Genomic DNA, 26038 nt, shown 5'->3' with positions numbered 1-26038 from the left:
AGGGGGATCGACCAATGAAACTGGACCTAAGGGACCGTGAAAACATCATGGTGATTTCACCCGAACAAGCGATCTCTAAGGAAGATATCGACGGCCTTGTCGCGGCAATGAACGGGTACATCAACGAGTATGACAAAGTCCCCAGCCTTGTCATAAAGACGGACAGCGCCCCGATGTGGGACAGTTTCGATGCATTGAAGTCGCATCTTTCATTCGTTCATGACCGCCACAAGATCGTCCCAAAAGTAGCCTTCGTGACCGACAGCGTTCTCCTTTCGTTGGCACGACCTCTCGCTGATGTTTTTACGGCTGCGAAGATCAGGCGTTTCAAATCAGAGGCCCTTGAGGACGCGCTGAACTGGGCCGCCATGGAAGAAGATCACCCCGGTGCGATCACGCAAATGGAAGGCTTTCCAAGAGATGTCATTGCCCTGCGCTTTTCCGGGTTAATCACGTCGCAGGACTATTCAAACAGCCTCGTACCGCTGATCGATGAGGCTGCAAAAGAACATGACAAGCTGAAACTGTTATGTGTTCTGGACCAGTACTTTGACGGCTATTCAGCGGGAGCAGTTTGGGACGACATGCGGTTTGGGTTTTCGCACTTCACCACGTTTTCAAAGCTGGCCTTGGTCACAGATATCGACTGGATACGCAAAAGCGCAAAGCTGTTTGGCGGCCTGATGCCGACCGAAGTTATGGTTTTTGACAATGACGAGTTCGAAGACGCCAAGGCTTGGATCAGGACATAAGAGGGGTTTAGCGCCCCTCTCATCGAACGAAATGTGTAAGGCGGGACCTTCTTGCGATAAGCAGGCCCCAACCCTTTCACGATCCGGTTTAAAGACTACTCAATTCCGAAGATGACATTGTAATCGACGTTTGAGGCACCTCTGTTTATGACCTCGACAATGTGGTCGCCGGTTTGCCAAAGCTGTCCGCGATATTCCTGATCAGCTGTCATCAACCCCAACAGTTCCGATCCATCGGGGTTTCGGATGACATAGTCCAACGCGCCGTTTTTGGGGGCGACACGCACATACAAAAACTGTTCGTTCTTGGCGCCCATCAGGTACTGTGCCGACGCTCCCGGCGCGAGTGACCCAGTCAGTTCAGCGCCAGTCGCACCAGCATCGAACTGCACGCGTTGGCTTGCCGTCGCACCGGCCTCAGCAGACAACGCGCCATCACCGTCATCCATTGCGTCCACTGCGGTCATCTCTCCGATGCTACCGTCCTTGTAGGCAATGCACCGATAAAGACTGCCGCCCCCATCACGCAGCATGACGAGAGTACCGGCCTCAGAAAACTCAGAGCTTTCAATAATGCCGGATTGCCCATCTGGCCCACCAACTCGGCGGAGTTCGTCAATGCACGCGTCTTCTTCGTCCGTCATTGCCAAAGCGGGTGCGCCACTCATTGCAAGCAAGACGGCAGCAAGGTGAAGTGTAGAATTTTTCATGTGTGATACCTCTGTCGGCGCAGTTTCTGTGTCGCGGTCAAATCCGGTCCACTCAATTAAGGCCCATATGGCCAGATCAGATTCAGGATGAAGACGACGATGGCCATTGCGATGACCGCGGTCCAACTGAATTTCCGTTCTTCACCTTCTGTGATCACGCCGACCTTTTTCAGCACAAACAGAGTGGCAAAAAGCAGCGCGACCGTGACAATCGCGTGGGCCAAGTCAAAATGCATGGCTGATTAACTCCGAATTCCAGTATGGGGCGGCTTCAGCAATCTCCGGCTGGCAGCATGTTAACGGATGAATAGACGCCTTCGGACGTCGTAATTTCCGCACAGGCACCAGTTTCGCGATTGAACCAATAGCTGGTCAACCCTTCACTGCGAACCAGTTCGTAGCCAAGGTTTTGAATACCCAATTCGGCTTGTCCCGCACCTGCACCCTGAAATGCGCTCAGGTCTGTGCTGCTGCCAACGGCAGGTTGTCCGGGGGCGCTGGCGCCATCGTCACATGCGGCTACGGCAAGGGTCATTCCGCCAACGACCAATAGGTTTACGATTTTCATTTCGTTTCCTCTGATTGCTTTAAGACGTTTCGCGGTGTTGAGACATGCCAAGGTGGCGGCCGATCATCGGCCGCCAGCACTCGGGGCAAACTCAAAAAATACTACAGCGTGCCTTCGTTCGTCAGGGATTGGATGCCGTCAGTCGTGCCATCACTATAGGCGATGCACTGCCAAGGCGCCCGGTCGGGGCCTACACCGACGCGCACCAGCGTACCGGCCTCTGAGAATTCAGAACCAAGAAGGACAACATCCGGATTGTTCGTTGTGGCCGTCACGTCCCGCAAACATGCCTGTTGGGCAGCAGTGGGTTCAGCGCTTGAAGCGCTCTGGCTTGTTGTGCCTTCGTCGCAAGCCGCTAGAACGGCCAAAGCAGGCAGTGTTACCAAAATTTTTTTGAACATGAGTGTCCTCCTTGTTGGCCCCACGCACAGACGGTGCACGCCTTGCTTGGTGACGCTTTCGTGATACGGTAGTCTTGCTTAAAGCCGCCGAGCTATAAAAACAAGCTGACGTAGAAAACGCAAAGGCTACCAACGCCGCGTTCGTCACAAACCACGGGGGATGCCGTTCAAGATGTTTGCAAAAATTCCAAATTACTTCTGGCTCGTGTTTGTACTGTTATTGCCGACGGTCACGGCCGCCGACGGTTTTACAGCGCGTTCAGGCGGGCCAAGCGATAAAGCAATGATGGTACGGTCGATGTCTGGCCAGCCAGATGGAATGGCCTTCTTTCGACCGGTTTTGTCCGGCGTTCTCTATCGCGGTGGATTTCAGGGCGGGGACAAGGGGCGCACCGGGCTGTCCGAACCGCAAAAACAAAGCCTGTGTCAGTCCGGTTTTTCAGAAGCTTTCTATGCGGATTTTGGAAAGAACACGTCGTATGGAACAACCTCCTGTGGTGCTGGATCGCTCGAATACAAATCAGCCCGGTCTTCGCGGCCTGCGGCAGTGATGAAGGACGTTCACAAGGCAATCGTCAACAACAGTGGCCCGGTGCTGGTGCATTGCATGTGGGGCGTACATTCGTCCGGCGCGTTGTCTGCCATGGCCCTTGTGCAGTTTTGCGGATGGTCTGAAGCACGGGCAAAAGACTACTGGAACGAGGCGCGCAACGGTGCCCCGTGCTCGGGAGGTTGCGACGGCTGGATAGACGGGAAATTTGCCAAATTCTCAGTGGACCCATCGCTTGCGATTTCTGACGCACAGCGCGCCGCTATCTGCCCGAAATAGTTCTATCAACCGAGGGATTGCTATGCGCCTGACACTGCTCGCAGGACTTGTATTCATGTCCACCACACCGCTGTTGGCGTCAGACGACGTGATCGGCACCGAAACCACTTTTCAAAGTCCAAACGGATTGGCGGAACGCTGTGTACGCATCGCCCAAATTCCGGGGGGGAAATACAGTAACGGCGATCTCAAAGAAGAGACCGCCTTTTGCCAGATCGACCTCTATGCACCGGCAGTTGCCCTGTGCCCGAAGACGTGGAGCACCTCTCCGGGGATGATGATCTACGATGTTTCGGAAGGCAACTACGCGATGGATCGCACAGGCTTTGAACGCAATGCCTGCACCGAAGGAAAATCGGCAAAAGGTCTCGCCAAGACTGACCTTGCAAAGTTCAAGCCAACGATGAATGCCAGCGGCACTTCGGGAACCTTCTCGCCGTCCGCTTTGCTGTACTACCACTTTTCACGGTACTTCGACGCGACGGTCAAAGTCCCCGTCACGGTCTGGCGCTCGATGGATGCACAAATGCACCTGAGCGAAGTGGCGCGCCCAGGTTTGTCGATATCTGGGCATAACCGCAGCGCGCGTATGAACAATGCCGGCTGGCAGATGCTTGTGGCAGCGGACCAGAACCCAGACAAGTATTCGCCAACCGATGAGTTGTTTACCTCGGACCGGCAGCAAATCTTTGGGGTACTGACATCAAGCCCGGGGCACCGATATGGCTCAGAGATAAATGGCACCAGAAAATCAGGCTGGGGCAAGGGACAGAATTTCGACTTTCAGGAAACGCCCGCCTTTCTGGCTTTGCGCTCGGAAAAACCACTAGCCGACGCAATAACGGACGGGTTGGCCAAAGGCGCCCGTGATCCACAAATCGCCCGTGATCTGGGGGCTGACACCGCTCCCGAACAGATGGTTTTCTGGATGAAAGAACTGTCGGAAATTGTGGTTATGGATTTCATCTTTAGCCAACAAGACCGCGTCGGAAACATCGACTTTACCCCCTACTACTACTGGGTAGAAAACGGCGAGGTGAAGCATAAGAAGGCAAAGCACCACGAGCCCGGCGATGCCTCTGTCCCAGCACAAGCAAAACTGATCCGCCGGACAAACCTTAACGACAACGATGCCGGCGGGCGTGTGCAATATGCCAATTTCGCGAAGTCTACTCAGATGCTCGAAAAGCTGCGGCACATGAGTGCGGACACTTACCAAAAGTTAGTGGCGCTCGATCAGGACCTCCAATCCAAGGGTCCACTCTTTGAATGGGTTTCTGCGTCTGTGGGTCTGAACGAAGGGCAGATTGATCAGATCGTTAAAAACACCAGCCTCGCCACCGGGATACTGAAAGCGACCTGTGAAGCGGGTAACCTCCGCTTCGACCTGTCCCCAAAGGAGTTCTTTCTGACCGGCGCGGTTGTCGAACAACAGATTGCCTGTGGTGCTTAAATCTCTCGCCGCGCTTTTGTTGATATGCTGGGCGGGTGTCTCTTGCGCCAAGCCAATAAAAGTCGTGGTCATCTCAGACCTCAATGGCTCTTATGGCTCCACCGACTACGCGCCGCGCGTGTCCCGCGCAGTGGACTGGATCATTAAGACAAAACCAGATCTGGTGATCTCCACCGGCGACATGGTGGCAGGACAGCGAAGTCCGGTGTTGTCCAACGCGCACGTTAAGCGCATGTGGGCTGCGTTCCACGAAACTGTCAGCGATCCGCTTGATCGCGCGGGGATTCCTCTGGCGGTCACTCCGGGCAATCATGATGCGAGCGCGTACGAAGCCTTTGCGGCAGAGAGACGGATTTTTGCCGCCGAGTGGGAAGATCGCAAACCGGACCTCAAGTTCATCGACGATGCTGGATACCCATTCTTTTACGTCTTCGAAATCGGTGGCGTGCGTTTTGCCTCTTTGGACGCAACCACGTTGGGGCCTTTGCGGGGTGATCAACACAACCGCCTGAAAACCACGATGTCGCAAGCCAATACAGCAGTGACGTTCAGCCACCTGCCCCTCTTTCCCTTCGCAATCAAACGCGAAAGGGAGATCATCGGTGATCCGGCACTTGAAGAGCTATATCAGGAACTGGGCGTTGATCTTCACCTGTCCGGCCATCACCACGCATTCTGGCCGGGATACAAGGACGGTGTCGCCTATGTCAGTCAGGCCTGTCTGGGCGGCGGACCACGGGCTTTGATCGGGACACGCGACAGGGCGCCTCACGCGCTAACCATTCTGACGATATCACCGGACGGCACAATCGATGTCGAGGCACGCCGCGGACCTGACTATGCAAGGGCCATTGATTTCGGATCGCTGCCCAAAGACATCGGTGTGCTGAGGCGCCTGGACCTGATGCGCTAGCGCGGCCTAGTTGCCAACTTTCCAGATCAGACCCTCGCCATCCAACCCTTTTTGCAATGCGGTTTCGACGCCTTCTTCTCCGATCGAGGCGTGAAGCAGCAAAATCAAACGCGCGCTGTTTTTCGAGTGCGATCGGTGCAAATAGCCCTCTTTCCACTGCTCTTGCCGTGCAATTTGATGAACACGATCCAAAGCATGCTCAAGCCGTTCCATGCTGTCGGCCTGCAGGCGCAATTCGATCGGCAAGCGGCGACCGCTCACCCAGATCAACACCCAACTCACAGCGCCAATCAGGATCGCCATGACCGGCAAATCAAGCCCAACGCAAAGCCCAAGCACTGTCACAAGGATCATTTCAACCGTATCGACCGGGTCATCAAGGTTTGATCGGAAGCGCAACAGAGCGCCGATGCCGAACACCACAAAGCCGATGATGTAACCGTGCTGATCCACGAGAAAACCAACGACCATTCCAATCAGCGCGTAAAAAGCAAACAGACGTGGAAGGATGAAATCAATAGTTTTCGACCGCGCCGCACGCCTGACCGGGTGCAAAGCAATCAGTGTCGCCAGCGCGAGTGCAACAACGACATCAATCGCAAAGGCGGCAAGCTCCGCTTGGTTGTAGATCTGCGCCCATCCACCACCGCCAATGTTGACTTCATTGGCGATTGGTAAATTGCTGGTTGCATCGGAAACAAATGATTGTGCAGCCGCGGCGTCGACCCACAGCAGAGTTTGGAGCGCTAAAAGTAAAATCGATTGCTTCCAACTCATGGCTTCAGTTGCTTATCCAAAGGTACATCCTGTTCCTACGGGTGCCGCAAAACACAATGATGTGCAAGCAAGCAGAACATTGAAAGGTCAGCCCCCAGCGACGAATCCAAACCCATAGAAATACAGTCGCTCACCGTGATCTTGCTGCCGTCTGCGTTTACGGACCATCACGATGAAACGGCAAAAGGGGCATAACATACGAGCAAAATCGTGCATATCTTGACCAGTCTGAAGCTGGACCGCGACCATAGTGTTTCCAATGCCCGCACGCTTCTTTTCCTTGCGTTAGCGCGCGCCCACGAACATGCGAGGGAAAAGTGCGGGCCTATCTTTGGTGTGGGATGATTAACAACACTCCGATGATCCAGTCACAGAGAGATCAACACGAGGTGATGATGAGCCGAGCCGAGCCGAGAACAAGATGACTGACGCGAAAGCTCGTTTGGTAAGCGACGACTGAAGCAGGTAAACCGACAAGCCGGCCGTGTGTATAGGGGGCGGAACGAGCTGAACTTTGCAAGTTTTTCAAAGCAAAAAGCTGAGGATAAATATCCGCCACCCGCCCCAAAAGGTGCGGGTGGCGGTGAACCAAAAGGCACTTTGCGCCAGGGCTGACTTTTTTAATCAAGCGCCTACGCCAGCTCCGCTAACTTTATCCGCGCGTTGTCTTCTTGGAGCAGCAACCCACAAGCATAGCAACGCAAGAACGACCTCAATCCCAAGCGCGGCAAGAATGCTGTCAGATGGTCGACCATCAAGGGCCAGACTAACCACTCGACCCATCGCGAAAGCCAGAAATACGGCCGTTCCAAGCAACGCGGCTGAATGCGTGATCCTTTTGTAAAGGGCGCCAGACAGGATGATCAGGCCAAGTACCGCAAGATTGGCAGCAGGTGCACGAAGCTCGCTCATCAAGTTTGGTTGCGGCGTAAGCACGATGCCATAACTGGCGTAGAAGGCCTGTGGGTCCAGTGTGATAGCCAGACCGACAGTGATTGCAGCCAATCCGGAAATGCCCAGGACCAGTCTGCGTCTAAAACCAAATTCCATGATTGGCTCCTTTCTTTGTCAACTTGCCTCAGGCGGCTTTGGTCCACGCACCCGACGATTGGGCGTTATGGGCAAACTCAGCAAAGTCGCGCGGCGCACGTCCCAGGGCGCGTTGAACACCGTCAGCAAGGGTGGCATTGCGTCCGTCAAGAGTTTCGCGGGCAATGTCTGTAATTACGTCGGCAATCATCAGCCCATTCGCACTCGCAATTTCCGCATGAAAATCTTCAAAGGAGATCGGCAGGTATTGCACTGTCCGGCCCATGGCGCTTGAAAGCTCTTGGGCCATGTCCGCAAATGTCATGAGCCGTGGCCCTGTGACTTCATAAAGCGCACCGGCGTGGCCCTCTTCGGTCAATGCAACAACGGCAACGTCCGCAATGTCGTCTACGTCGACGATCGGTTCGCGCACTTCGCCAGCAGGCATTGGCAATACACCGGCCATAACCGGATCAAGCAATGCACCCTCAGAGAAGTTTTGTGCAAACCACGCGGCACGTACGATCGTGAACGGTATGCCAGAGTTTCGGATAACTTCTTCGGCTCTTTCGGCGTGGAACTCACCACGCCCAGTCAAAAGCACAAGGCGTTGCAATCCAGTTTCTTTGGCCAATGCCGTGAAGGCCTCGACCTGCTCGACCGCGCCTGGAAATGCGATGTCGGGAAAATAAGAAATGTAGGCGGACGAAACGCCGTCTAGGACCGCAGGCCAAGTCTCCGGTTTTCCCCAATCAAAGGGCGTTTCACTGCCACGCGATCCACGCCTGACTTTGTGCCCTTTGTCCTCGAGGCGCGCCGTGATCCGCGACCCGGTTTTGCCTGTTGCGCCAAGTACGAGAATTGTTTGCTGTGTCATTGATCATCTCCATGTTTTCCGTTGATGACCCACAGATAGGCAATCGAGCGAGATGATCTATTCTCGATAATCCTTACTTATTATCCATTCGTCCAACATATGTGGACGGACAGGGCAATTTCGACCAAACTCACGAGATGAACCAGATTGAACCACACGTCCCCGACCCCGATGCACTGGCCCAACCCATTGGCGACCCGCTGGGAGAAATTCTTCATCTTCTGAAGCTCACAGGCACATTCTATTGCCAGTCACGCTTGTCGGCGCCCTGGGGCGTCGCGATCCCTGGGTTTCCCGACATCCTGAGCTTTGCAGTCATTACACACGGGCGTTGCTTTATGCGGGTTGGGGAGGACAACCCTTTTGAAGTCGAAAAAGGCGATCTGGTTTTGATGACAAAAGGCGCGCCTATCGGTTTCTTCAGTTCAGAAGATACGCCGCTTTTAACTCTGGAAGAGTTGCCGATACGCAAGGTGACAGAGATCTTGGAAACGCTCGAATATGGTGGTGGTGGCGCAGAGACCGGCATCATGTATGGCTTGGTCAGAATAGATCATGCAGCCAGCGGTTTGTTGATGGACTTGCTGCCTGACATAATCAAAATCGATCCATGGGAGGAGGACGCCGGGAGTTGGCTACAGGCAACCCTGCAGTTCATTGCAAAAGAGGCACGTGAACTGCGACCGGGTGGCGAAACGGTCATTACACGCTTGGCTGATGTGGTGGTTATCGAGGCCATTCGCCGATGGCTCAACAGCGCGCCCGACGCAAATCGCGGCTGGCTGAAAGCGGCGCGAGATCCGCAGATTGGGCGCACCATAGTAGCCATTCACCGCGCCCCAGCCGCAAACTGGTCGGTCGAGTCGCTTGCACAGCTTGCAGGAATGTCGAGGTCAGCATTCTCAGCAAGGTTTACGGAACTCGTCGGCGTTCCGGCCATTCAATATCTTGCAACATGGCGCATGCATTTGGCTCGAGAACAGTTGATTGAAACAGACCAGCCGATCTCGCAGATCGCGGCCAGGGTTGGGTACCTATCCGAACCTTCGTTCAACAAGGCTTTCAAAAGGGTTTTTGAAGTACCTCCGGGGAAGGTCCGAAAATTGCATAGCCTGAAAGAAACCCATGCTTAATTGAAGACGACAGTGCGAGGAGACGGATGTGCGCAAACCAAAGAAGCGGTCTCCGCTTACGGTATGAATTCTGGACAGTCATTAGAACGGATAGAAAGCGAAACTGAAGTGGAGTTTAGGGAACGTATCAATCGGTGCGGACAGGCGCAGGTTGTTCTACCGGACAATTAGCGTTGTTTGTTGCCAAATTTGTTTTGCTTTTCTTTGGATGGACCGCAGACTTAGTTGTGGCTCGGGACCGATAATACCAAAAGCTGGCGATTGACGACAAAGCGGACCTTGAGCCGCTCTGCAGCGAATGGCTGCTCTGAGCCCAAAGCGGGCTTCTTTGCTTTTCACTAATCAGGCAACCCTGCGGCTTTCAGGCCCGCCACAATTTTTTGTCTGTGCTCTTCCTTTACGTAGGGCAATTGGGAACTCAGTGTGGATACCGTAGCTACTGGGATCAATCCGAGAAGTCTCAAGCCAGCCTCCTCTGCCTCCTGCAATTTGCCTTGCGCAGTTTTTACCGCCGACAAAAATATGTAGTTCATAGGAAACTGAGGAGCGTTTCTTATTGCCGCCTGCAAATATTCGATAGCTTCTTCATACCGGTCAAGCTGCAACATCAGGTGACCATAATTAAGAAGGTAAATGGGTGGAGTGTGCGGTTCTAGCCGCATTGCTCGATCCATCGGAGTAATTGCCAACTCAGGCGTTCCCGCGTAGATGAGCGAAGAAGCCTGCCACAAATGTCCATCTGAGGAATTGGGGTCCAGTGATAAAGCTGTTTCATGCTCAGAAAGAGCTCTTTCGGATCCCTCGCCCCACATATGCATCCAACCTAGATACGCGTGAGCTGCCGCTAGGTTAGGATCCATCTTGGCAGCATGTTCGGCCTCAGCCAATGCTTCGTCAAACGCATTGTGGTGGCTGTTCCACTTGAAGAACCAAGCATGGAATTTAAGGTAGCTTCTAACAGCCAATGCATAGGCGAAGTTTGGGTCAGCTTCTAAAGCTTTGGTGAACAGTAGCTGGGCTTCGGCGTTGGCTTGCGGACCCGGTTCGCGATAGCGCAGTCGCCCTTTAAGAAACCAGTCACGCGCTTCAATATTCTCTGTGTACTGACTGCCAAGACGCTTTTCTTCACCTTCCCGTAACTGAACAGACAGCGCATCGACAATTTCTCTTGTAATCTCGTCTTGCAGGTCAAAAATATCTTCTAGCGTTCCGTCCCTGCGATTGGCCCATACGTGGGTTCCATTCGCTGTTTCAATTAGCTGCGCGTTCATGCGAACCCGATTGCCTGCCTTGCGGATACTTCCCTCAAGGACATAATGCACACCCAACTCCTTACCGACGTGTCGCAGATCTACGGCCTTGCCTTTGTAAACAAATGAAGAGTTGCGACCGATGACTAACAAGCCAGACAATTTTGATAGGTCGGTGATCAGGTCCTCTGTCATGCCGTCTGCGAAGTACTCTTGCTCGGTATCGCCTGACATATTGTCAAACGGCAAAACCGCGATAGACGGAGTGTCTGGCAGGCTAGGAGGCAAAATTAGCCCTGACTTTACAACGGAATCTTGAGTGGTTGCTTCATCGTTTGCCTTATCCACCCATTTCCAGACGCGGATTGGCTCTGCAATATTTTTAACCTGCTGGTCACCCGCGTCTTGAAAAGGCACATGGAGGCGGTGCTTGACCTGTTCATAGACTAAGGCCGAAATGCAAATTCCACCAGGCTCGGACAGCGTTTCCAACCTTGAGGCTACGTTAACCCCATCGCCATGAATGTCGTCGCCTTCCACCACGACGTCGCCGATATTGATGCCGACGCGAAAAATAATCCCCTCATCAACTGCAGAGTCTCCGTTGCGTGAATGGATAGACTTTTGAATATCGTAGGCGCATGAAACCGCGTCGACGGCACTTGCAAACTCCGTCAGTACTCCGTCTCCCATCCATTTGACCACTCGACCTTCATGTTTTGCAAAGGCGGGCTCAATGACGTTTTTCCGTAGTTCTCGCAATCGCTCTAACGTCTGCTCTTCATTAGAGCGGACGAGGCGCGAATAACCCACGACATCTGCTGCAAGTATGGCAGCAAGTCTTCGTTTCATGCACGCACCTCCCTAAACGCCGAAGACTAGACTCAGAAATTAAAGGAATCCAGTTTCTGATTGCCTCTCCCGCTCAACAAAATTGAGGCCGCTAGTCCGCAACCAGCGGTCATTGGTGCAAGCCGTAGCGAACGACGGTTTAGTCCGCAACTCGGTCATTGGGGCATCGCGCATCGAAGGTCCGCTTTGTGGCATTTTGGTGCGTTAGAATTTTGTAGGTCTAGGTCCCAAACAAAAATCCACCAACGGCTTAAGGGAGGATAATTAGGGGGATAGAGAATTAAAAATTTCTAAAATCCCATTCAAAATCAATTTCTTATCGGATTTTGATGGTGCCGGGGGCGGAATCGAACCACCGACACGAGGATTTTCAATCCAATATGGCAGTAATAGAAACTTTTGACATTGTATCATGTTTTATTGGGGCGACAACAAGCAAGCAACTGAATTTAAATAAGTTTTTAAGACTTCTTAAGGGTCGTTGAAGCCTCAGCAGACATGGATTTCCGTATAGATTGAGCTTTGTCCACATTCTTTGCGATGGTACAGAAATGGTACAGCAATAAACATCCATTCTTTCCATCGACTTTGCGGTTAACTCACTTTGCAAGGACAACGGCGTCTGGGGTCAGACTAAAACCGAATAGTCCTTTCTAACCTTTTCCGTCAGTCTGCTCCGTATTCGCAGTCAGGTCAGATCTTCTGGATGCCGGTTCAGATCTCGGTGACACTCAACACACGTGTGTCACCGACTTGAGGCCAGACCTTCTATGTCGATCAAGATATCCGGGTTAGTGCCCTTCCCTTCCAGCTCTTCGCAAACCTGGTCTAGGATATCATGGTAGCGTTTCAAATTGCCGTCCCGGGACATTCTCCTTTTCAGATGCGCCATCAACTTTCGGGTAGCCGAAAGTAAATCATCGGCGACTGGATCTCGACCCACAACCAAGGCCCATGGATCTCGAAGGCGCCACCTTAGCAGACCTACCAAAAGGTATGGGCCGTAAATGTAAGCAGACGTAAAATCCTTTCCCACGGCCTCAAGCACTTTTGTTTCGGCAACCTTTGCAAGAAAGTCGACTTCGCTCCTTTCGAGCAACAATGGTGCGCTGTCATTTCGAGACAACAAGAATGCGGCGCAGGCGATCTGGTCCTTTTTCCACCTGCCCAAAGGCAATTGCAAAAGATGTTTGAAAGCCCTTTTCTGATGCTCTGGATCTTGTGCTGTTCTACCAATTGCTTGCAGCATGAGCCCCCTTGATCCACCAGATTGCACGAATGCATGATATCCGGTTCTGGCCTCTGCACCATCAATTAGATGCGGCACAACCCAGTCAGGGCACATGTGGAATAGCCAGGTCAGAAACCGCAACGAATGGTTATTGTTGGTTCCCCTTCCCGCAAGACGCTCTTGCACATCTTTCTCAGCGAGGCTGATAGCATCTTCCAGCAAATATCTGGAGGGTTGAGGAAGCTGGCTGGGATACTCCCCGTCGCTCGAGATCGAATATTTTCCGTTTGATCGGCTTGATAATTTGGAGGCGAGTGTATTCCATTTTGGATCTCGACTTGAGAGCTCTTGTACTAGGAGGTCTTCAAGACCTGGCCTGTTGTCTTGCTCGAACCATGTGTCCGTTCCGCAAGGTAGAACTAAACGATTGGGTACAGTTGGCCTTTCAGGTTCTAGGCTCTCAATGACTTCTTCCCAATTTTGATCTAACTCTCTTGCTGTCTCCCAATCCACAATTATTGGACCCGAGAACGCTTCGGATACCAAGGTCATTCGAGCACGGCCCGCCGCTGGTGTTTGTTGTAAATGCAATTCAATAGGAGTGTTTTTTGCGGGTGGTGTCGTAAGTGTGACTACAGCGCGGCGGGGTGTTGCATCGGTTTCTTTTTTGAGATGAATCTTGATTTCTTCCATGCCAGCCAGCAGTCCCAACCGAGCAGGTTGGTCACTTCGATATGATTGCCCGGCGGGCAACAGAGCGTCGGTTGGGATGAGATCGTAGCTTTTCGCTCCATCTGCATCCTGAACAATGGTCGAGATCTGAGGCAAGAAATCATAGTAAATCGGCAGATTTTCGGAAAGGCGACGCGCCGCTTCCAGCGCACCGCGGGCTATTGCCTGCGGTTCCAAACAATGGAGGTTACACCCGAGCTGGGTCGTAAGGCGCTGAACAACACAGTCACGAACCACGCCAACAGTTGGCGATTGGAATAGAACTATACTGCAATCAGAAAGATGGTCAGCGAGAGCCTCTGGAACTTTGCCGCGTGCAATATCGAACTCTTCCGGTGGCGTAACAATTTCCCAAGAGCCATTCCACCGCCTAAGAGGTTCTGCATCCCACTCGTGCCCCAAAGCGAGTTTCGAGGGCAGTTGAGACGCATCGACATGGTCGGCTTTTTCGGGGTTAGCGCATCGCGCCTTCAGCGCTGCTTTTGCTTGACCCCAAAGTGCCTCAAGACCCAAATCGCAGTCATGATGACGCCCCGAATATCGCCTTTCTGGTGCAAAGACTTTTTCTTTGCGAAGTTGTAATCGCTGCGAAGAAAAGCCCTTTGAAGTGTGGATGATAACTCCGATGTCTTTGACATCGTCCCACTGAACATTGGAACACTCTTCAAATGCCGCCAGCACGGCCAAAACGGGTCGCCAGACGAGTAGCCGCCTGCCCGCTCGCAGAGTCTCCAAGCATTTGAGAAATGCCTCTTGGTGATCTTCGACTAGCGCAGGTATGTCAGGAATTGAAAAAACAGCCGTTGCCTTGCGAGCGTCGGCCATTGCGAACAACGCGCTTGAAATTTCACGCGTATAGTCGTTTGGCTTTTCAAGTAATTGTAGCAAACTTGACCGATTTTCTTTTGCGCCGACAGCGCCCCAGCCGGTGCCTCTTCCATGCGGTGCGCGTTGCGCTTGCATCCCCCCGATGAACTCGGTGCCTTGCGGACTTTCTTTAACGGTCACCACGACACCGCCAATGCCCCCTTGAATAACCTGATCTTGGTTTTCAAGAGTTTCCTGACCGGGAACCTCAAGCCAGTTGCGGGCAGAAAAATCGCTCCAGCCATTCAGATCATAGCCTACAAGCCGCTTCATGCTTCACTCTCTTGAAAACAAGTCCGCACAAAGTTGGCCAGGGCCGTCTTTCCTTCTTTGAGTGTTTCGCCAACAGCATCAATTGCAATTGCTTGGACGCGCCCGCCGCCTGACGTCGCCTCGTAGGTTTCTGTAACTCCGTGTGCGGGCATCAATATCAGCCCTTCCCTTAATACTTCCTGTCCCGGCCGATTGCGGAGAGCGTGCACCAATGTGGAGGCGCTTTGCGCTTCTGACTGCGCAGACATCCTGTTAAACGAATGAGGGGTCCAAACAGGGATCCGTCTTTCGACGGCATCGGTTTTCAGGTCGGTAACGCGAAGCCACAAGTTCGCCCTTGCGGCAAACTGGTTCGCCGAAATCTCTTCCGGCCGCGCCTGAACCTCCACGATTATTCCGCTTTCGCGCAACCAGAACACCGCAAGTGGCCGGTCATGGAGGAAACGCCTACCTTGTATGGCCTCATCCACCCAAACCAAAGGTGCCTGAGCGATAAGTATGGATTCATTCAATCCATGCAGGGCAAGCGTGACCGCGAGCACGCAGAAATCTGTCCAGCTTTCTGCCTGCCATGCCCAAAGCTCATCCTCCGCTTTGTCCTGTCGAAGTAATCTATCCCACGCTTCATCGACCGCTCGGTAACTTCTGTCCTCCATGAGTACATAGTTCGCAGGGACACCTGGCTCGGCAATTGCAACGCCTAAATTGGCCAGCTCGCGCGCAATCCGGCGACAGAGCCGGAAGTAGGACTCAACCATCTTGAAACGCGCACTGCTTTTCGCCCGTTTGTGCTCTCGAAGCCATTGGCGGGCAAAATGTGAAGCCAACTTGAGATAAGCGTGCAAGACCCTGTTCTCCAGCGTGTCAAAATTCTCATGCCGCACGATGGCAAGCACACGTTGGTCAGCCCCCGCCCTCTCCGCCGTGTTTTTCCCAGGTTGACGTACCATCCAGAGCATGGAGGCGCGGTCCATTTCCTGGACACGATTAAGCGGTGTCAGTTCACGGTTCCGGCGAAGCACCCTACGGATACGCTTTTCCAACTCAATCAAATGAGGTTTGATTTGGTTTGATTGCCGGACGATCTCCGACATTCGTGGATCGCTCTCGTCTTCAGCTCGATCCCAAGCCTCCTGTAGGCGTTGCCAAAGGTTTTCAGGATCGTCCAATGCCCCTTCAAGCTCTGCTATCCTTGCAAGAACCCGATGCATACGGCCCGAAGCTTCGACAGCAGTTTTTTCTTCGGGCGTCTTCGGTTCAAGGCCTATCTTTGGGCGCGCGGGAAGGCCCGAAACTCGGATCGGAGCATCTGCACTCCCTGTTTTCGGATAGGGAAACAGTCTCAATTCGCGTTTTTCGCGGGACAGAAGCTTCGTATGGCGACTGTTGCGATCAATCCCGGATTCAGCGTCACCAAGAAAACAATCCTCGGGACCGAAAACCGTCTCCTCCGCGTCTTCCGAACGAAGCGACCAGGGGCGGCGAACGAGATACATTACCTCGTTACTCCTCGCCATACAAACTGCCCAGTACCTTCATCTGCCAGCCGTGCGGAATCACGGATCGCGTCGGCAAGGATCGTATCGTTTAGGTCCGCTTGAACATACTCGGCCAACTGATCAAGAGAGCTGCTAGCCGTTTCCATCTCGACGCCACGCAATTTTGGGAGGAGCCGCATCTCGACCTGGTCTGCCAGTGCAGTTTGTACATCTCGGCGACCATTGTCTTCTGGATAGTTGGCGGCGTAGGCGATCATGGCGCGACCCAATCGGTGGCCAATCGGACGGCCCAAAGCCGTCATGTGGCCGACCATCTTTTCAACATGGCTTTCGACCGCGTTTCGTTCGGCGCCAAGCCCATCGACACCTTTGACCCACGTTCGCCATTGGCTGCGCGACAGTGCTTTGGTTTCAATAGGGGTGCCCTCCCCAGTTCCGGCCATGATAGTTTTAGGCGCTGCAAACCGCATCACATTTGCCCGGTCCACGACCTTGTCCGACAGCGACTGAGTGCTTTCATCTTCGTTCATCGTGCCAGCAAAGAGAACGTTGTATCCAGGGAAGATGCGCGGTGAACTTTCACCCTTTGGCATCGGAATGTCCAACTCCAGTTCGGCATCCTTGCGCAATTCCTGACGATCTGCCTGATCGATGCCTGGGCGACTTTCGAGCCGGCTCAAAAAGTCTGAGAAATAGTATTCCACCCGTGCAAGGTTCATTTCATCCAGAAGAACTAACATCATTCGGTCCTGAAGTTCGCGGCTCTCACTTGGGCCGTTCCACTTATCCAGATGGTAAAGTCCCCGTGCCAGATCAGTGGGCCTGAACTTGCCTTCAATGTAGTTATAAAAACCCATAAGGTCCTGCGGGCTATCCCATCGCGGCTGAACCGGGACCTGAAGAAAGCCAATACCCATTGCCTGAGCATACCGGCGCGGCAACTGGCTTTTCCCGGTTCCAGAGATACCAGCAAGCACAGCCATCTGGGTAGTTTCGTTCACTTTCATCGCGGTGTGAAAAGCGCGAATGACGCGCGGATGATAGTCCAATCCCAAAGCTCGCATGTGAACCGTAACGCGATGCAGGGCGTCGGTTTCCAGTTCGCGCGCTGCGTGTTCAGCCCATTTCTGCATCCCGGACAGCACCGGGGGGAGCGATTGGAGTTCGGCTAACGGATCGGCGCCCGTTCCTCCGTCACTGCCAGCCAAGCCAGCTTTTTCTTTCATGGATTCGATTTGCGCCAACAACCCGGCTCGCTGTGCGTCCATCCGTGTGAGCTCGGTTTGTTGAGATGCTAGTTTGGCTGCTTCACCGGTGTAAACAGCCTTGATTTCTTCCAATCGCTCCTGGGCTAAACGTGCGCCCTCCTTGGCTTCATCGCGACGGGACTGAAAGCTGTCGATCTCACCTTCAAGGCGCGAAGAGTCCCGCAAATACCGTTCGATATTTTCGCGAAGGTCCTTTTCTCGAGCTTGCAACGTCTGCAAATCCGACAGCTCCCCGCGAAGTTCCACCACTGCTTCATCAAGTTTAGCTTTGCTTTCCTCTAGCTCGGAAATCTGGGCAACAAGCTGCTCCGCCTTTTGTAGGCGGGCTTCGACCTGCTCAAGTTCCAAGGCCTTCTCGCTCAGATCGCGGGTTGCCGTGGCAAGGGCCGTATGGGCTTCATCAGTTTCCTGGCGCAGGGCTAAGATTTCCTGGCGCCGATCTTCTGCTTGCTGCCATTCAGCAAGCAACTCATCCTTCTGCCGAACCAAGGCATCAACTTCAGCCTGAATGTCAGCAATGCTCGAAATAGCGTCTCGCCGTTTGCCCAGCTCAGCTTCCAAGTCATCCAATGTAGAGGTCTTGCCGCGGATTTGCGCGTCAATTTCACCAAGTGTGGCCAGCGGGGGTTTGAGTGTGTTGGCATGATCCGCCCGCGCAGCTACGACCACCATGATGATTACCAGCGCCAACAGAGCAAAGCCTGCAATTAGGACTGTCAAAACGAGAGATCCCATCAGTTGTCTCCTTCAGGTTGCGCACCGGTATCATCGGTTGGTTGATCGGTAGGTTGGGGCTTCAGCGATGATTCACGGTTAGTTATCAGTTGCTCCAACGCTGCAACTTCTGCTTCAAAATCAGCTTTTTCTGCGGCGAGCTCGTTTATGCGCGCGTCCAGTTTCGATTTCTGATTGTTCAAACTGTCCAGATCACCTGAAGTGTCGTTTATCTCCTGGCGCAGCGAACTCAGACTGATCTGTTCCGCCTCGATCTTACCGGATAGTTTGGCAAGCGAGATTTCAGCAGCTTTTGCGGCGTTTTCACGTGCGTCCAGTTGGGGTTGCAGCTCCGCAAGCTTAGCCTCAACCTCACTCAAACCCACGGCTTTGGTTTGCAAGTCCGCCAGCCTTGCTTCTTCGGCTATCCGCTCACCACTTTTCTGGGCAAGCAAGGTCGTTTCAGATGCAAGTTCTGCCGATACCGTGTTCAACTGTTCAGCCAAAGTCTCACGCGTCTGGGATTTCGCTAGAATTTCTGAATCGACGGCGTCGCGCTTGTTTGTGGCTTCTTGCCGATCAGCTTCAAGCAAAGAAATGTTTTGACGCAGCGCGGCGACTTCAACCTTAACTTCGGAAATTTTGATCCGTTCGTCTTGGATTTCGTTGCGTTTTGCGACTAGCTCAGCTTCGATCTCGGTTTTCTCGTCGCGAGCAAGCTGCAAAGCTTGTGAGGTGCTTTCCAGCGCGGCTTCAGCTTTTGCGTTCCTCTCGACGAACAGTTTCAACCGCGTTTCTTCGGCTTTCAGTCTATCAACCTGTTCAGACAGATTTTCGCGATCTTGCTCCAGCCCGGCCAAGCGGGTAGCTTCGGCGTTCGCATCATTGCTTTTGCTTTCTAGCTCCGTTTGCCTAGTAGCGATGCGAGCACTCAGCGATGTCAGATCTTTTTCAGCCTGAGAGAAGCGGCGTTCGGCATCTGATGCTGAGGCTTCCCTCTCCGCAAGGTTCTTATCTGCATTTCTTAGTTTGTCTTGAATGGCCGTCAGGGCATTTTGTGCCGCGTTTAGTTCGCTCTCAGCTTCGTCTCGTTGCTGCTTCTTTTCCAGCAGATCTGAAACTTCGTCCTGGAATTGGTCACGTTTATTTTTCGCCTCACGCGCTTCATCATTCGCAGTGTTTAATTCACGCTGAAGGCTCGCGATCTCCGCATTTAGGCGAACTTTCTGTTGGGCCAGTTCACTTTGCTCGCCACGAGATTCTTCCAGCGCTATTTCGACAGATTCTTGCTCCATCAACTTTTGATTGGCCTCGACTATGGCCCCTTGCAGGTCCTTGAGCGTGGCTTCGGAAGAAGCGACCCCTTCGTTTAGGGCCGCAAGCTCTTCCTGCCGCACACGAGACACCGCTAGATCATCCTCGAGAAGCGACTTCTCGGTTTCGAGTTTTTGAATTTTGGCCAGAAGTTCTGCGTGTTGCTCCTCCCGGTTTTCGATCTGCCTCAAAATCCGTACTTTGTTTCCTTGGATCTCTCCGTATTCGGTTTCAAGAACATTTACTTTGAACAGCGTATAGCCAAATACGGCTACGACTAAGACTGACGCCGTAACAGCCATCCATGTGAACGTGCGCGACTTTCGCCACTCTTCGTGTTTCGGCATCTGATTAACCGAGTTCTCGTTTGACGAGGTCAAGGCATCCCTCCATATCCTGCATTAATTCATCCACCCAGAAGCGCTGGACTTTCCAGCCAAGCGAGCGCATCTGGTGATCACGCCAGTGATCATCAAGTTTACGGTTTCCGTCTGCATCCTGGTGCCAACGACGACCGTCTATTTCGAGGTCCAGCTTGATGTCCCCTGCCCCGAACAGAGCAAAGTCTAACCTGCGCCCTGCGATCTCGAATTGGGGGTGCGGTTCCAAGCCATGTTCCTTCAATTTGTGGAACACAATCCGCTCAATTTCACTGTCAAAAACGCCCTCCCCAACCGCGCTCACATAAGGTTCGGTTGCTCGAGCAGCCAAGCTGCGGAGCTGTTTGATCTGACCTGACCGCGCAAAGTCCAAATCACCAAATACATGGGCGACGGCCCGAGCCCGGCTGATCGCTACGTTTAGGCGCCGCCAATCTCTTTGCAGAAACGCGGTTGCTGAGGACTTGATCTTGGCATGTACCGTCGGCGAAAAAAGGATCAAGTCTCGTTCTTGTCCTTGAAACCCGTCGACTGTTCCAACACGTAGCTCAGCTTCTTGCCACAACTTGGCTGGTATTTTTGCTTTGAGCGCCCTGTTCAGTTCTTGGACTTGGGAACGGAACGGAGCAATCACACCAATGGAACCCTGATATCGTTTGCGGACCAATAGATCTTCGACTTCAGCGGTGATCGCAGCGACTTCCTCAGCATTGATATTTTGGGTTTCATGCGAAGGTAACGTTGGGCCAGGGACATTCGTCCATGCCAATCCTGGTTTGCGATCTTTAGGGATCTTCATCGCCGCTAGATTAGCTGAAACACGCAACTTACCTCCGTAGAACATCTCGTTGATATATTGGACGATCTGTTCTGCGGATCGGTATTGGTCGCGCAACATGACTGCTGGGACCCCTGGCGTGCTTCGTGCGAGGTCGAAAAGGCTTTTTCGCCCTTGAGAAAAACGACCGGTACCACGGTCAGGCAGACCGTTGGCTGACATCAAATTTCGATCTTGCTTAACTCCAATTTGCGATATGAAAGCGAGTTGTCGATCATCCCCAACAATGACGGCACGCTTAGCTCGAGCCAACAACGGCAACGCAGACGCAATGTCGCATTGGCTGGCTTCGTCAAAGATCACCAGGTCAAATAGTCCTTCGTATAAAGGGATACGCTTGGGAGTGCCCAGAACGGATGCCAACCACAAAGGTCGATGGTATAAGACGGTTTCTGCAATGTCGCGCGACATGGCCGAACTGCCGTGAAGCTGAAGGTCATCATGCTCGCCAGAGAGCTGAAGCCTTTGTTCTTCTGTCAGTGAGCATCGTTCACCCAAATTGCGCCGCAGCACCGATTGTGCCAGCGTTTCAATCTCTGTTGTCAGAGCGACGGGGTCTTCTGGCTCAGCTTGCTCTTTTACATCGCTCCTTATCTTGTCTGCCTCGTTTCTGAGGTCCTCCAGCCTTACTCTGCTGAGCGGCAATTCTTCCATTTCTGTCGAGCTAAAACGCTTAGGAAACAACCAAAGGAGTAGCCGTTTCCACCACCCGGTTTTTTCGCCATTTTCTATGGGTTGCTCTCTTGGAGTTACTTCCTCCCTTCGCAATTCAAGGGTCTCGGTCAGATCCGCCAATCGTGCGTTGAGGTCGCGACGCGCTTCAATAGAATCAAGTGCAAACAAGCGACGATTTGCCAGCGATGATAGCTGAGAAACAAGCATTGGATCGGCCCCGATCCCCGCTCCGCCAGTGTCGTTCACCAGAGCCGAGACTACATTCTTCACACTTTGGTCGATCTCACGCGACGGGTCCAAAGTTCGGACGGAAAACGGAACATTCGGCGCCATAGCGGAAAGCCGTTCTTCTACCGCGTCCAATGCTTGGTGGTTTTTCGAAGCGACTACGACAGAGCCACCCTGAAGCATCGTCGTTGCAGCCATTGCTACAATAGCTTGGCTTTTTCCAGTACCTGGCGGGCCTGTAACAACCGAAAGAGGTTGAGAGGTCGCATTGGCGACAGCGCGAATTTGTTCATGGTTAAGAGGTCCGACATTAATGGGGGACGTCGCTTCAATTTCCCCATTGTGTGCAAGCCCGAGAATTGGGCCAAGAGCCGTTCGGGATATCTTAGTTTGGTCCCAACTTGCGATTTCGTCCAGATCGCGTACCGCTCCCGCCGTAAACGAGCTCTCCGAAGGCAAAAACAATCCAATGGCATCAAAAATGCCTTCGTCCAATGGATCGACACTGGCAACAAAACTTCGGCCGGTGATGCGCCCCCTTGCAGATTTCGCTGCTGCCTCACGAAGGCGGTTTAGAAAATCATCTCGCTTGAGGCCAGCTCCCGCCTGCCCGGCGAACACGTCCGAAAGATTGGACGATGACCATGCCGAACCCGCAGCCGCCGATTTTATCCAGTCAGGGTTGACCAAGACATCATCAGCTTCGATCTGGACAATAAGGTCCTCCTCGTCTCGGTTCCAGGTCGCCGCCACCAAACCAACCGGCCGGATCGCAGGTGCCCCAGATTTTTTTCCGATTGCGATTGGCCACCCGACCGCCAGAGCTGGATCATGCGACTCTCGTCGCGTCAAAGCTTCGCGGAAGCTGTCGGGCAAATGGTCGAGTTTCACGCGGATGAAACCAGTTTCATCAGCCTCAGGAAAGAGGTCGCCAGCGCCGCTCAACAGCTGATACGTTGTACCGTGACGATCATCTGCCTGTGTAAGAGCACCGCGCGGATCACTTTGAAGAGCAGCACGATAGTACTTAAGGAGTGCGGTTGCATCAATTTCGTTAGATTCTTCGAGGTCATCTGCCGATAAAACATCGGCATCGGGTTCTGTCCCAAAGCGTGCGGGTGATGCAGTCAGGGGGCCCGCTGTAAGTGTTGCCTGTCCTGCGATGCCTTGAGGCACTGAAGGCAAGCCTTTGACTATAGTTCTGCTAACTGCGCGCCACTTTCTGTCTTGGCCAAGTAGAATTGATCCTTGTTTTTGTAGCGCTATTAATTCGGCCAGGATTTCCTCCCGACGACTGGCTTTGAAGTCAGTATCCAGAAGCGCGTATAACTCCTGACTGGTGCGTCCTTTCGGAAATGCTTCGACAGTTTTAAGTACAATATTCAAATGGATCAGCTCCCGGTTGCTTAAAACCTAGTCTTTCGGAGTTTTTCGTTCTTTCGATTCTTGGCCAAAATCTTTCGAAAGCACGCCAAATGAGAGCGGCTACCAACGCTCTTCTCTCTATAGTCACAGCTTCCGATCCGAAGCACAATGTTAAGTTGTATTTTTAACAAACCCCTCTTACCAAAGGGAGTTTTGTCTCATAGCCCGAGAATGTCCGGCCATCATGATGCTTCAAAGGTCTTGCTTAAAGTCGTCAAGTTCCATCAACTAATTCAATTGAGATCGTGCCGAGGTTTTGCCGCCTTGCGAGTAGTGCAGATTTCAAGAACGGACGAAAGGAAACGATAGCAAAATGACTATCAACTGGGGCAATCTAATCACACAGCATCCAGAAACTGGGGCATATCGAAATTTATCACCCGATCTTTTGGCCGACGCTTATTTGGCCCCACGCCCCAGGGACTTTCATTGGGACGCGCAACTCGGCGCGAGAGGTGCACCTTGGAGCGAAAGTTCCAGTGTTGCTCCGCGCGAAGTTCAGGCTGTTGTCGAAAAAGCTCTATACACACTGCTGTCGTCAACTTCAGATACGCAACTGAGCAAGATCGACCCGTTAGCGCTGCCCGAAGGTCGCGCTCGACAACATCTCACCGCCCTGATCGACCTTGTAGATGCTAACGACGCGCTGTCTGACGTCAGCGCTTATGGGTCCAAATAGGGTCATTTGCTAAGAGAGTGTTTGTTGCTCATCGTAGCCACCGAGGAGTGGACGATGAGAAAGACAACGAAGAGCTCCGGCGAGAAGATCGTCAAAGATATCAAGCGCGCCACGCGCAAGCATTATTCTAGCGAAGAGAAGATCAGGATCGTCCTTGATGGTCTGCGTGGGGAGGACAGCATTGCCGAGTTGTGTCGCCGGGAGGGGATATCTCAGGGCATCTATTACAAGTGGTCSAARGACTTCATGGARGCCGGGAAGAAGCGCCTGGCTGGGGATACAGCGCGCGCCGCAAACACTGACGAAGTGAAAGAGCTGCGTCGTGAGGCCAAAGACCTCAAGGAGGTGGTTGCAGAGCAGACGCTCGAACTGCGTCTTCTCAAAAAAAGCATGACAGGCGATGGGGGCGACCACGAATGAGGTACTCTGCATCTGAGAAGTTGGAGATCATACGGCTGGTCGAGGAATGCCACCTGTCGGCGCGCCTGACGCTGGCCAAGCTCGGCATTCCACGGACCACGTTCTATCGTTGGTACGACCGCTACCTTCAGCGCGGTGAGGCCGGATTGCAGGATCAATCTCCCAAGCCAAAACATGTCTGGAACCGGGTGCCCGACGAGGTGAAGCGCAGGGTCGTCGACTTCGCCTTGCGGGAGACGGAATTGTCCCCGCGTGAGTTAGCGGTGACGTTCACGGATCAAGAACGTTATTTTGTCTCGGAATCCACAGTGTATCGCGTGCTGAAGGCGCATGACCTCCGCCTTCATTGTTATCAAGGCAGCCAATGAGTTCAGAGACAAAACGACTGCGATCAATCAGCTTTGGCAAACCGACTTCACCTACATCAAGGTTCTGGGCTGGGGCTGGTTCTATCTCAGTACGGTCCTCGACGATCACAGCCGCTACATTGTCTCCTGGAAGCTTTGCACCAATATGCGAGCCGAGGACGTGACGGATACATTGGACCTCGCATTGCAGGCGTCTGGCTGTGATCAGGTGCATGTCGTCCACAAGCCACGTCTGCTCAGCGATAACGGCTCAAGCTACGTCTCCGGCGACTTGGCTGAATGGTTGCAGGACAAGGGGATGAAACACTCGCGCGGTGCGCCGTATCATCCGCAAACCCAAGGTAAGATCGAGCGTTGGCATCAAACATTGAAGAACCGGATCTTACTGGAAAACTACTTCCTGCCCGGCGACCTCGAAGCCCAGATCGAAGCCTTCGTCGATCACTACAATCATCAGCGCTATCACGAGAGCATCAATAACGTCACACCCGCCGACGTCTACTTCGGGCGTGACAAAGCCATTCTAAAACAAAGGGAAAGGATCAAACGAAAGAAGCTCGAAGCGCGCCGCTTGCATCACCGCCAGCACGCCGCATAATCAAACCAACAAGATGAGCCAAACTCTCTCTTAGTTTAGGTCGCCATTGGTTCCAAAAACTCTGACGACCGACACCAAAAGAAATTGATTTTCCGTCAGTTGCAGCGGGCCCAATTTTATCTTGGTGAAGCGCATAGAGAGCTGCAAACTCTTTGACCAAGTCACTCCTGCAGAACGTCTCCGGCGCATCGTCTGCCACGTCAGCATACTCAAGAAATTACAAAAATCAAATTTGCACGAAAAATGCACAGGATTCTACTGTTCTGTCGAACCGCTGGGACACTCAATTCCTAGGAAGGGACCTAATGGTAAAGTTAAGTTAAGGATGTACCAATGGGAACCTACGGAGAAGAAGTGCTGTTTAGTGTCGGAGCACTCAAGGTTGCACGAAACGCTCAGGCTCGACTTTTCTCTGCCAAAAACTTCAAGGCAAAAAATGTTGCCTGCGTCGTGGCTGATGAAGGCTCTTTCCGCAATGTAATGCTTGACTTGCAGAGCTTGGGCTTTGAGGCGGCGTGCTCTTCATCACTAGATATCACTTTTGAGGTTGTTGCAGAAGATCCTGAAGAATGGGCGATGATAATAATCCGGCTGGACCAACCAATCAAAGAAGAGCGCGTAGAAACCTATGTCCGACTCATTCGGATGATGGATGTTCGTATCCCGGTGATGGTCATGTCGAAAAAGCAAAAGTCACCAGGTGCACGCACTCATCCTGTGTCATATGCAGATTGTGTGGTGGAAGAACCAAGGTCACAAGAAGAGTTATCCATTTCACTTCAGATAGCACATAATGCAAATAAGTTTTGGGGCAGTCAGTACGGTGATGTTGGGCGAGCCGCTGTAAATCAGCTTTGCAAACGACCATGACACACAAAATAGCCACAACAGAAATATAATCCTGCCCTCCAAGCAAACACTCACGGAAATTCTGTAAGAAAATTGGGTCGGACCGTTCCACTTGGGGGTGATGGAACCTACTGGG

Annotated in this window: 20 protein-coding genes and 1 pseudogene; 8 read left to right on the top strand and 13 right to left on the bottom strand. The window is 52.9% G+C overall.

Going from position 1 to position 26038, the window contains the following annotated elements; genetic code table 11:
- Nucleotides 1–14 precede the first annotated feature (14 nt).
- Entirely contained in the window at nucleotides 15–752 is a 738-nt protein-coding gene (locus DHN60_RS00270; RefSeq protein ID WP_159089064.1) for an STAS/SEC14 domain-containing protein, read from the top strand.
- A 95-nt stretch (nucleotides 753–847) separates the two neighbouring features.
- Here the strand turns inward: DHN60_RS00270 and DHN60_RS00265 are convergent, their stop codons facing one another.
- The 4 genes from DHN60_RS00265 to DHN60_RS00250 form a co-directional block, all read right to left on the bottom strand.
- Nucleotides 848–1462, bottom strand: a complete 615-nt coding sequence (locus tag DHN60_RS00265; RefSeq protein WP_108835279.1) for a hypothetical protein — start codon at nucleotides 1460–1462, stop codon at nucleotides 848–850.
- Nucleotides 1463–1518: 56 nt separating this feature from the next.
- The gene (locus DHN60_RS00260; RefSeq protein ID WP_108835278.1) at nucleotides 1519–1698 is read right to left on the bottom strand and encodes a hypothetical protein; all 180 of its coding nucleotides are present in this window, start codon (nucleotides 1696–1698) and stop codon (nucleotides 1519–1521) included.
- Nucleotides 1699–1733: 35 nt separating this feature from the next.
- Nucleotides 1734–2030, bottom strand: coding sequence for a hypothetical protein (locus DHN60_RS00255; protein WP_108835277.1), 297 nt, complete (start codon nucleotides 2028–2030; stop codon nucleotides 1734–1736).
- A 101-nt stretch (nucleotides 2031–2131) separates the two neighbouring features.
- Complete coding sequence (locus tag DHN60_RS00250) at nucleotides 2132–2431, bottom strand: hypothetical protein (RefSeq protein ID WP_108835276.1); 300 nt, start codon at nucleotides 2429–2431, stop codon at nucleotides 2132–2134.
- A 172-nt stretch (nucleotides 2432–2603) separates the two neighbouring features.
- Here DHN60_RS00250 and DHN60_RS00245 point away from each other — a divergent pair, with 172 nt between their 5' ends.
- The 3 genes from DHN60_RS00245 to DHN60_RS00235 all read left to right on the top strand — a co-directional run bounded on the left by DHN60_RS00245 (nucleotide 2604) and on the right by DHN60_RS00235 (nucleotide 5626).
- Nucleotides 2604–3260 carry a hypothetical protein gene (locus DHN60_RS00245; protein ID WP_159089063.1) on the top strand — a complete coding sequence of 219 codons (657 nt, stop codon included), beginning with the start codon at nucleotides 2604–2606 and terminating at the stop codon, nucleotides 3258–3260.
- 55 nt (nucleotides 3261–3315) lie between these two features.
- Nucleotides 3316–4713, top strand: coding sequence for a hypothetical protein (locus tag DHN60_RS00240; protein WP_159089062.1), 1398 nt, complete (start codon nucleotides 3316–3318; stop codon nucleotides 4711–4713).
- A 64-nt stretch (nucleotides 4714–4777) separates the two neighbouring features.
- A complete protein-coding gene (locus DHN60_RS00235; RefSeq protein ID WP_234423464.1) occupies nucleotides 4778–5626 on the top strand; it encodes a metallophosphoesterase in 849 nt (282 codons plus the stop codon).
- A 6-nt stretch (nucleotides 5627–5632) separates the two neighbouring features.
- Here the strand turns inward: DHN60_RS00235 and DHN60_RS00230 are convergent, their stop codons facing one another.
- From DHN60_RS00230 to DHN60_RS00220, 3 genes are all read right to left on the bottom strand, one after another.
- Nucleotides 5633–6403 carry a hypothetical protein gene (locus DHN60_RS00230; RefSeq protein WP_108835272.1) on the bottom strand — a complete coding sequence of 257 codons (771 nt, stop codon included), beginning with the start codon at nucleotides 6401–6403 and terminating at the stop codon, nucleotides 5633–5635.
- 624 nt (nucleotides 6404–7027) lie between these two features.
- Entirely contained in the window at nucleotides 7028–7453 is a 426-nt protein-coding gene (locus DHN60_RS00225) for a DUF4345 domain-containing protein (protein WP_108835271.1), read from the bottom strand.
- 28 nt (nucleotides 7454–7481) lie between these two features.
- Complete coding sequence (locus tag DHN60_RS00220) at nucleotides 7482–8309, bottom strand: NmrA family NAD(P)-binding protein (protein ID WP_108835270.1); 828 nt, start codon at nucleotides 8307–8309, stop codon at nucleotides 7482–7484.
- Nucleotides 8310–8446: 137 nt separating this feature from the next.
- Between DHN60_RS00220 and DHN60_RS00215 the strand changes: the two genes are divergently transcribed.
- The gene (locus DHN60_RS00215; protein WP_108835269.1) at nucleotides 8447–9442 is read left to right on the top strand and encodes an AraC family transcriptional regulator; all 996 of its coding nucleotides are present in this window, start codon (nucleotides 8447–8449) and stop codon (nucleotides 9440–9442) included.
- Nucleotides 9443–9780: 338 nt separating this feature from the next.
- Here DHN60_RS00215 and DHN60_RS00210 read toward each other — a convergent pair whose 3' ends face one another.
- The 6 genes from DHN60_RS00210 to DHN60_RS00185 form a co-directional block, all read right to left on the bottom strand.
- Nucleotides 9781–11544 carry an adenylate/guanylate cyclase domain-containing protein gene (locus DHN60_RS00210; protein WP_108835268.1) on the bottom strand — a complete coding sequence of 588 codons (1764 nt, stop codon included), beginning with the start codon at nucleotides 11542–11544 and terminating at the stop codon, nucleotides 9781–9783.
- Between the two features lie 745 nt (nucleotides 11545–12289).
- Nucleotides 12290–14647 carry a hypothetical protein gene (locus tag DHN60_RS00205; RefSeq protein ID WP_108835267.1) on the bottom strand — a complete coding sequence of 786 codons (2358 nt, stop codon included), beginning with the start codon at nucleotides 14645–14647 and terminating at the stop codon, nucleotides 12290–12292.
- Nucleotides 14644–16143 (bottom strand): hypothetical protein, encoded by a 1500-nt coding sequence (locus DHN60_RS00200; protein WP_234423463.1) that lies wholly within the window; start codon nucleotides 16141–16143, stop codon nucleotides 14644–14646. The genes DHN60_RS00205 and DHN60_RS00200 overlap by 4 nt, the downstream gene beginning before the upstream one ends.
- Nucleotides 16143–18104: an McrB family protein gene (locus DHN60_RS00195; protein ID WP_234423462.1), complete on the bottom strand. Its 1962-nt coding sequence runs from the start codon at nucleotides 18102–18104 to the stop codon at nucleotides 16143–16145. Before DHN60_RS00195 ends, DHN60_RS00200 begins: the two co-directional genes overlap by 1 nt.
- A 44-nt stretch (nucleotides 18105–18148) precedes the next feature.
- The gene (locus DHN60_RS00190) at nucleotides 18149–19789 is read right to left on the bottom strand and encodes a hypothetical protein (RefSeq protein ID WP_108835265.1); all 1641 of its coding nucleotides are present in this window, start codon (nucleotides 19787–19789) and stop codon (nucleotides 18149–18151) included.
- A gap of 4 nt (nucleotides 19790–19793) precedes the next feature.
- Entirely contained in the window at nucleotides 19794–22949 is a 3156-nt protein-coding gene (locus DHN60_RS00185; protein ID WP_108835264.1) for an AAA domain-containing protein, read from the bottom strand.
- A 352-nt stretch (nucleotides 22950–23301) separates the two neighbouring features.
- Here DHN60_RS00185 and DHN60_RS00180 point away from each other — a divergent pair, with 352 nt between their 5' ends.
- The 3 genes and pseudogenes from DHN60_RS00180 to DHN60_RS00170 all read left to right on the top strand — a co-directional run bounded on the left by DHN60_RS00180 (nucleotide 23302) and on the right by DHN60_RS00170 (nucleotide 25923).
- Complete coding sequence (locus DHN60_RS00180; RefSeq protein WP_108835263.1) at nucleotides 23302–23667, top strand: hypothetical protein; 366 nt, start codon at nucleotides 23302–23304, stop codon at nucleotides 23665–23667.
- A 54-nt stretch (nucleotides 23668–23721) separates the two neighbouring features.
- Nucleotides 23722–25053: pseudogene (locus tag DHN60_RS00175) on the top strand (IS3 family transposase).
- A 333-nt stretch (nucleotides 25054–25386) separates the two neighbouring features.
- Entirely contained in the window at nucleotides 25387–25923 is a 537-nt protein-coding gene (locus DHN60_RS00170) for a hypothetical protein (RefSeq protein ID WP_108835262.1), read from the top strand.
- Nucleotides 25924–26038: the final 115 nt, after the last annotated feature.

The sequence above is a fragment of the Tateyamaria sp. Alg231-49 genome, from assembly GCF_900143535.1.
Lineage (GTDB): Bacteria > Pseudomonadota > Alphaproteobacteria > Rhodobacterales > Rhodobacteraceae > Tateyamaria.
This window is presented reverse-complemented; position numbering and strand designations above follow the sequence as displayed.

Excerpts from the sequence above, each read along its gene's own strand:
- DHN60_RS00240 (WP_159089062.1), top strand. The coding sequence starts at position 3,316 with ATGTCCACCACACCGCTGTTGGCGTCAGACGACGTGATCGGCACCGAA.
- DHN60_RS00245 (WP_159089063.1), top strand. The coding sequence starts at position 2,604 with ATGTTTGCAAAAATTCCAAATTACTTCTGGCTCGTGTTTGTACTGTTA.
- DHN60_RS00265 (WP_108835279.1), bottom strand. The coding sequence starts at position 1,462 with ATGAAAAATTCTACACTTCACCTTGCTGCCGTCTTGCTTGCAATGAGT.
- DHN60_RS00170 (WP_108835262.1), top strand. The coding sequence starts at position 25,387 with ATGGGAACCTACGGAGAAGAAGTGCTGTTTAGTGTCGGAGCACTCAAG.
- DHN60_RS00230 (WP_108835272.1), bottom strand. The coding sequence starts at position 6,403 with ATGAGTTGGAAGCAATCGATTTTACTTTTAGCGCTCCAAACTCTGCTG.
- DHN60_RS00190 (WP_108835265.1), bottom strand. The coding sequence starts at position 19,789 with ATGCCGAAACACGAAGAGTGGCGAAAGTCGCGCACGTTCACATGGATG.
- DHN60_RS00270 (WP_159089064.1), top strand. The coding sequence starts at position 15 with ATGAAACTGGACCTAAGGGACCGTGAAAACATCATGGTGATTTCACCC.
- DHN60_RS00215 (WP_108835269.1), top strand. The coding sequence starts at position 8,447 with ATGAACCAGATTGAACCACACGTCCCCGACCCCGATGCACTGGCCCAA.
- DHN60_RS00220 (WP_108835270.1), bottom strand. The coding sequence starts at position 8,309 with ATGACACAGCAAACAATTCTCGTACTTGGCGCAACAGGCAAAACCGGG.
- DHN60_RS00250 (WP_108835276.1), bottom strand. The coding sequence starts at position 2,431 with ATGTTCAAAAAAATTTTGGTAACACTGCCTGCTTTGGCCGTTCTAGCG.
- DHN60_RS00210 (WP_108835268.1), bottom strand. The coding sequence starts at position 11,544 with ATGAAACGAAGACTTGCTGCCATACTTGCAGCAGATGTCGTGGGTTAT.
- DHN60_RS00260 (WP_108835278.1), bottom strand. The coding sequence starts at position 1,698 with ATGCATTTTGACTTGGCCCACGCGATTGTCACGGTCGCGCTGCTTTTT.
- DHN60_RS00225 (WP_108835271.1), bottom strand. The coding sequence starts at position 7,453 with ATGGAATTTGGTTTTAGACGCAGACTGGTCCTGGGCATTTCCGGATTG.
- DHN60_RS00205 (WP_108835267.1), bottom strand. The coding sequence starts at position 14,647 with ATGAAGCGGCTTGTAGGCTATGATCTGAATGGCTGGAGCGATTTTTCT.
- DHN60_RS00200 (WP_234423463.1), bottom strand. The coding sequence starts at position 16,143 with ATGTATCTCGTTCGCCGCCCCTGGTCGCTTCGTTCGGAAGACGCGGAG.
- DHN60_RS00180 (WP_108835263.1), top strand. The coding sequence starts at position 23,302 with ATGACTATCAACTGGGGCAATCTAATCACACAGCATCCAGAAACTGGG.
- DHN60_RS00255 (WP_108835277.1), bottom strand. The coding sequence starts at position 2,030 with ATGAAAATCGTAAACCTATTGGTCGTTGGCGGAATGACCCTTGCCGTA.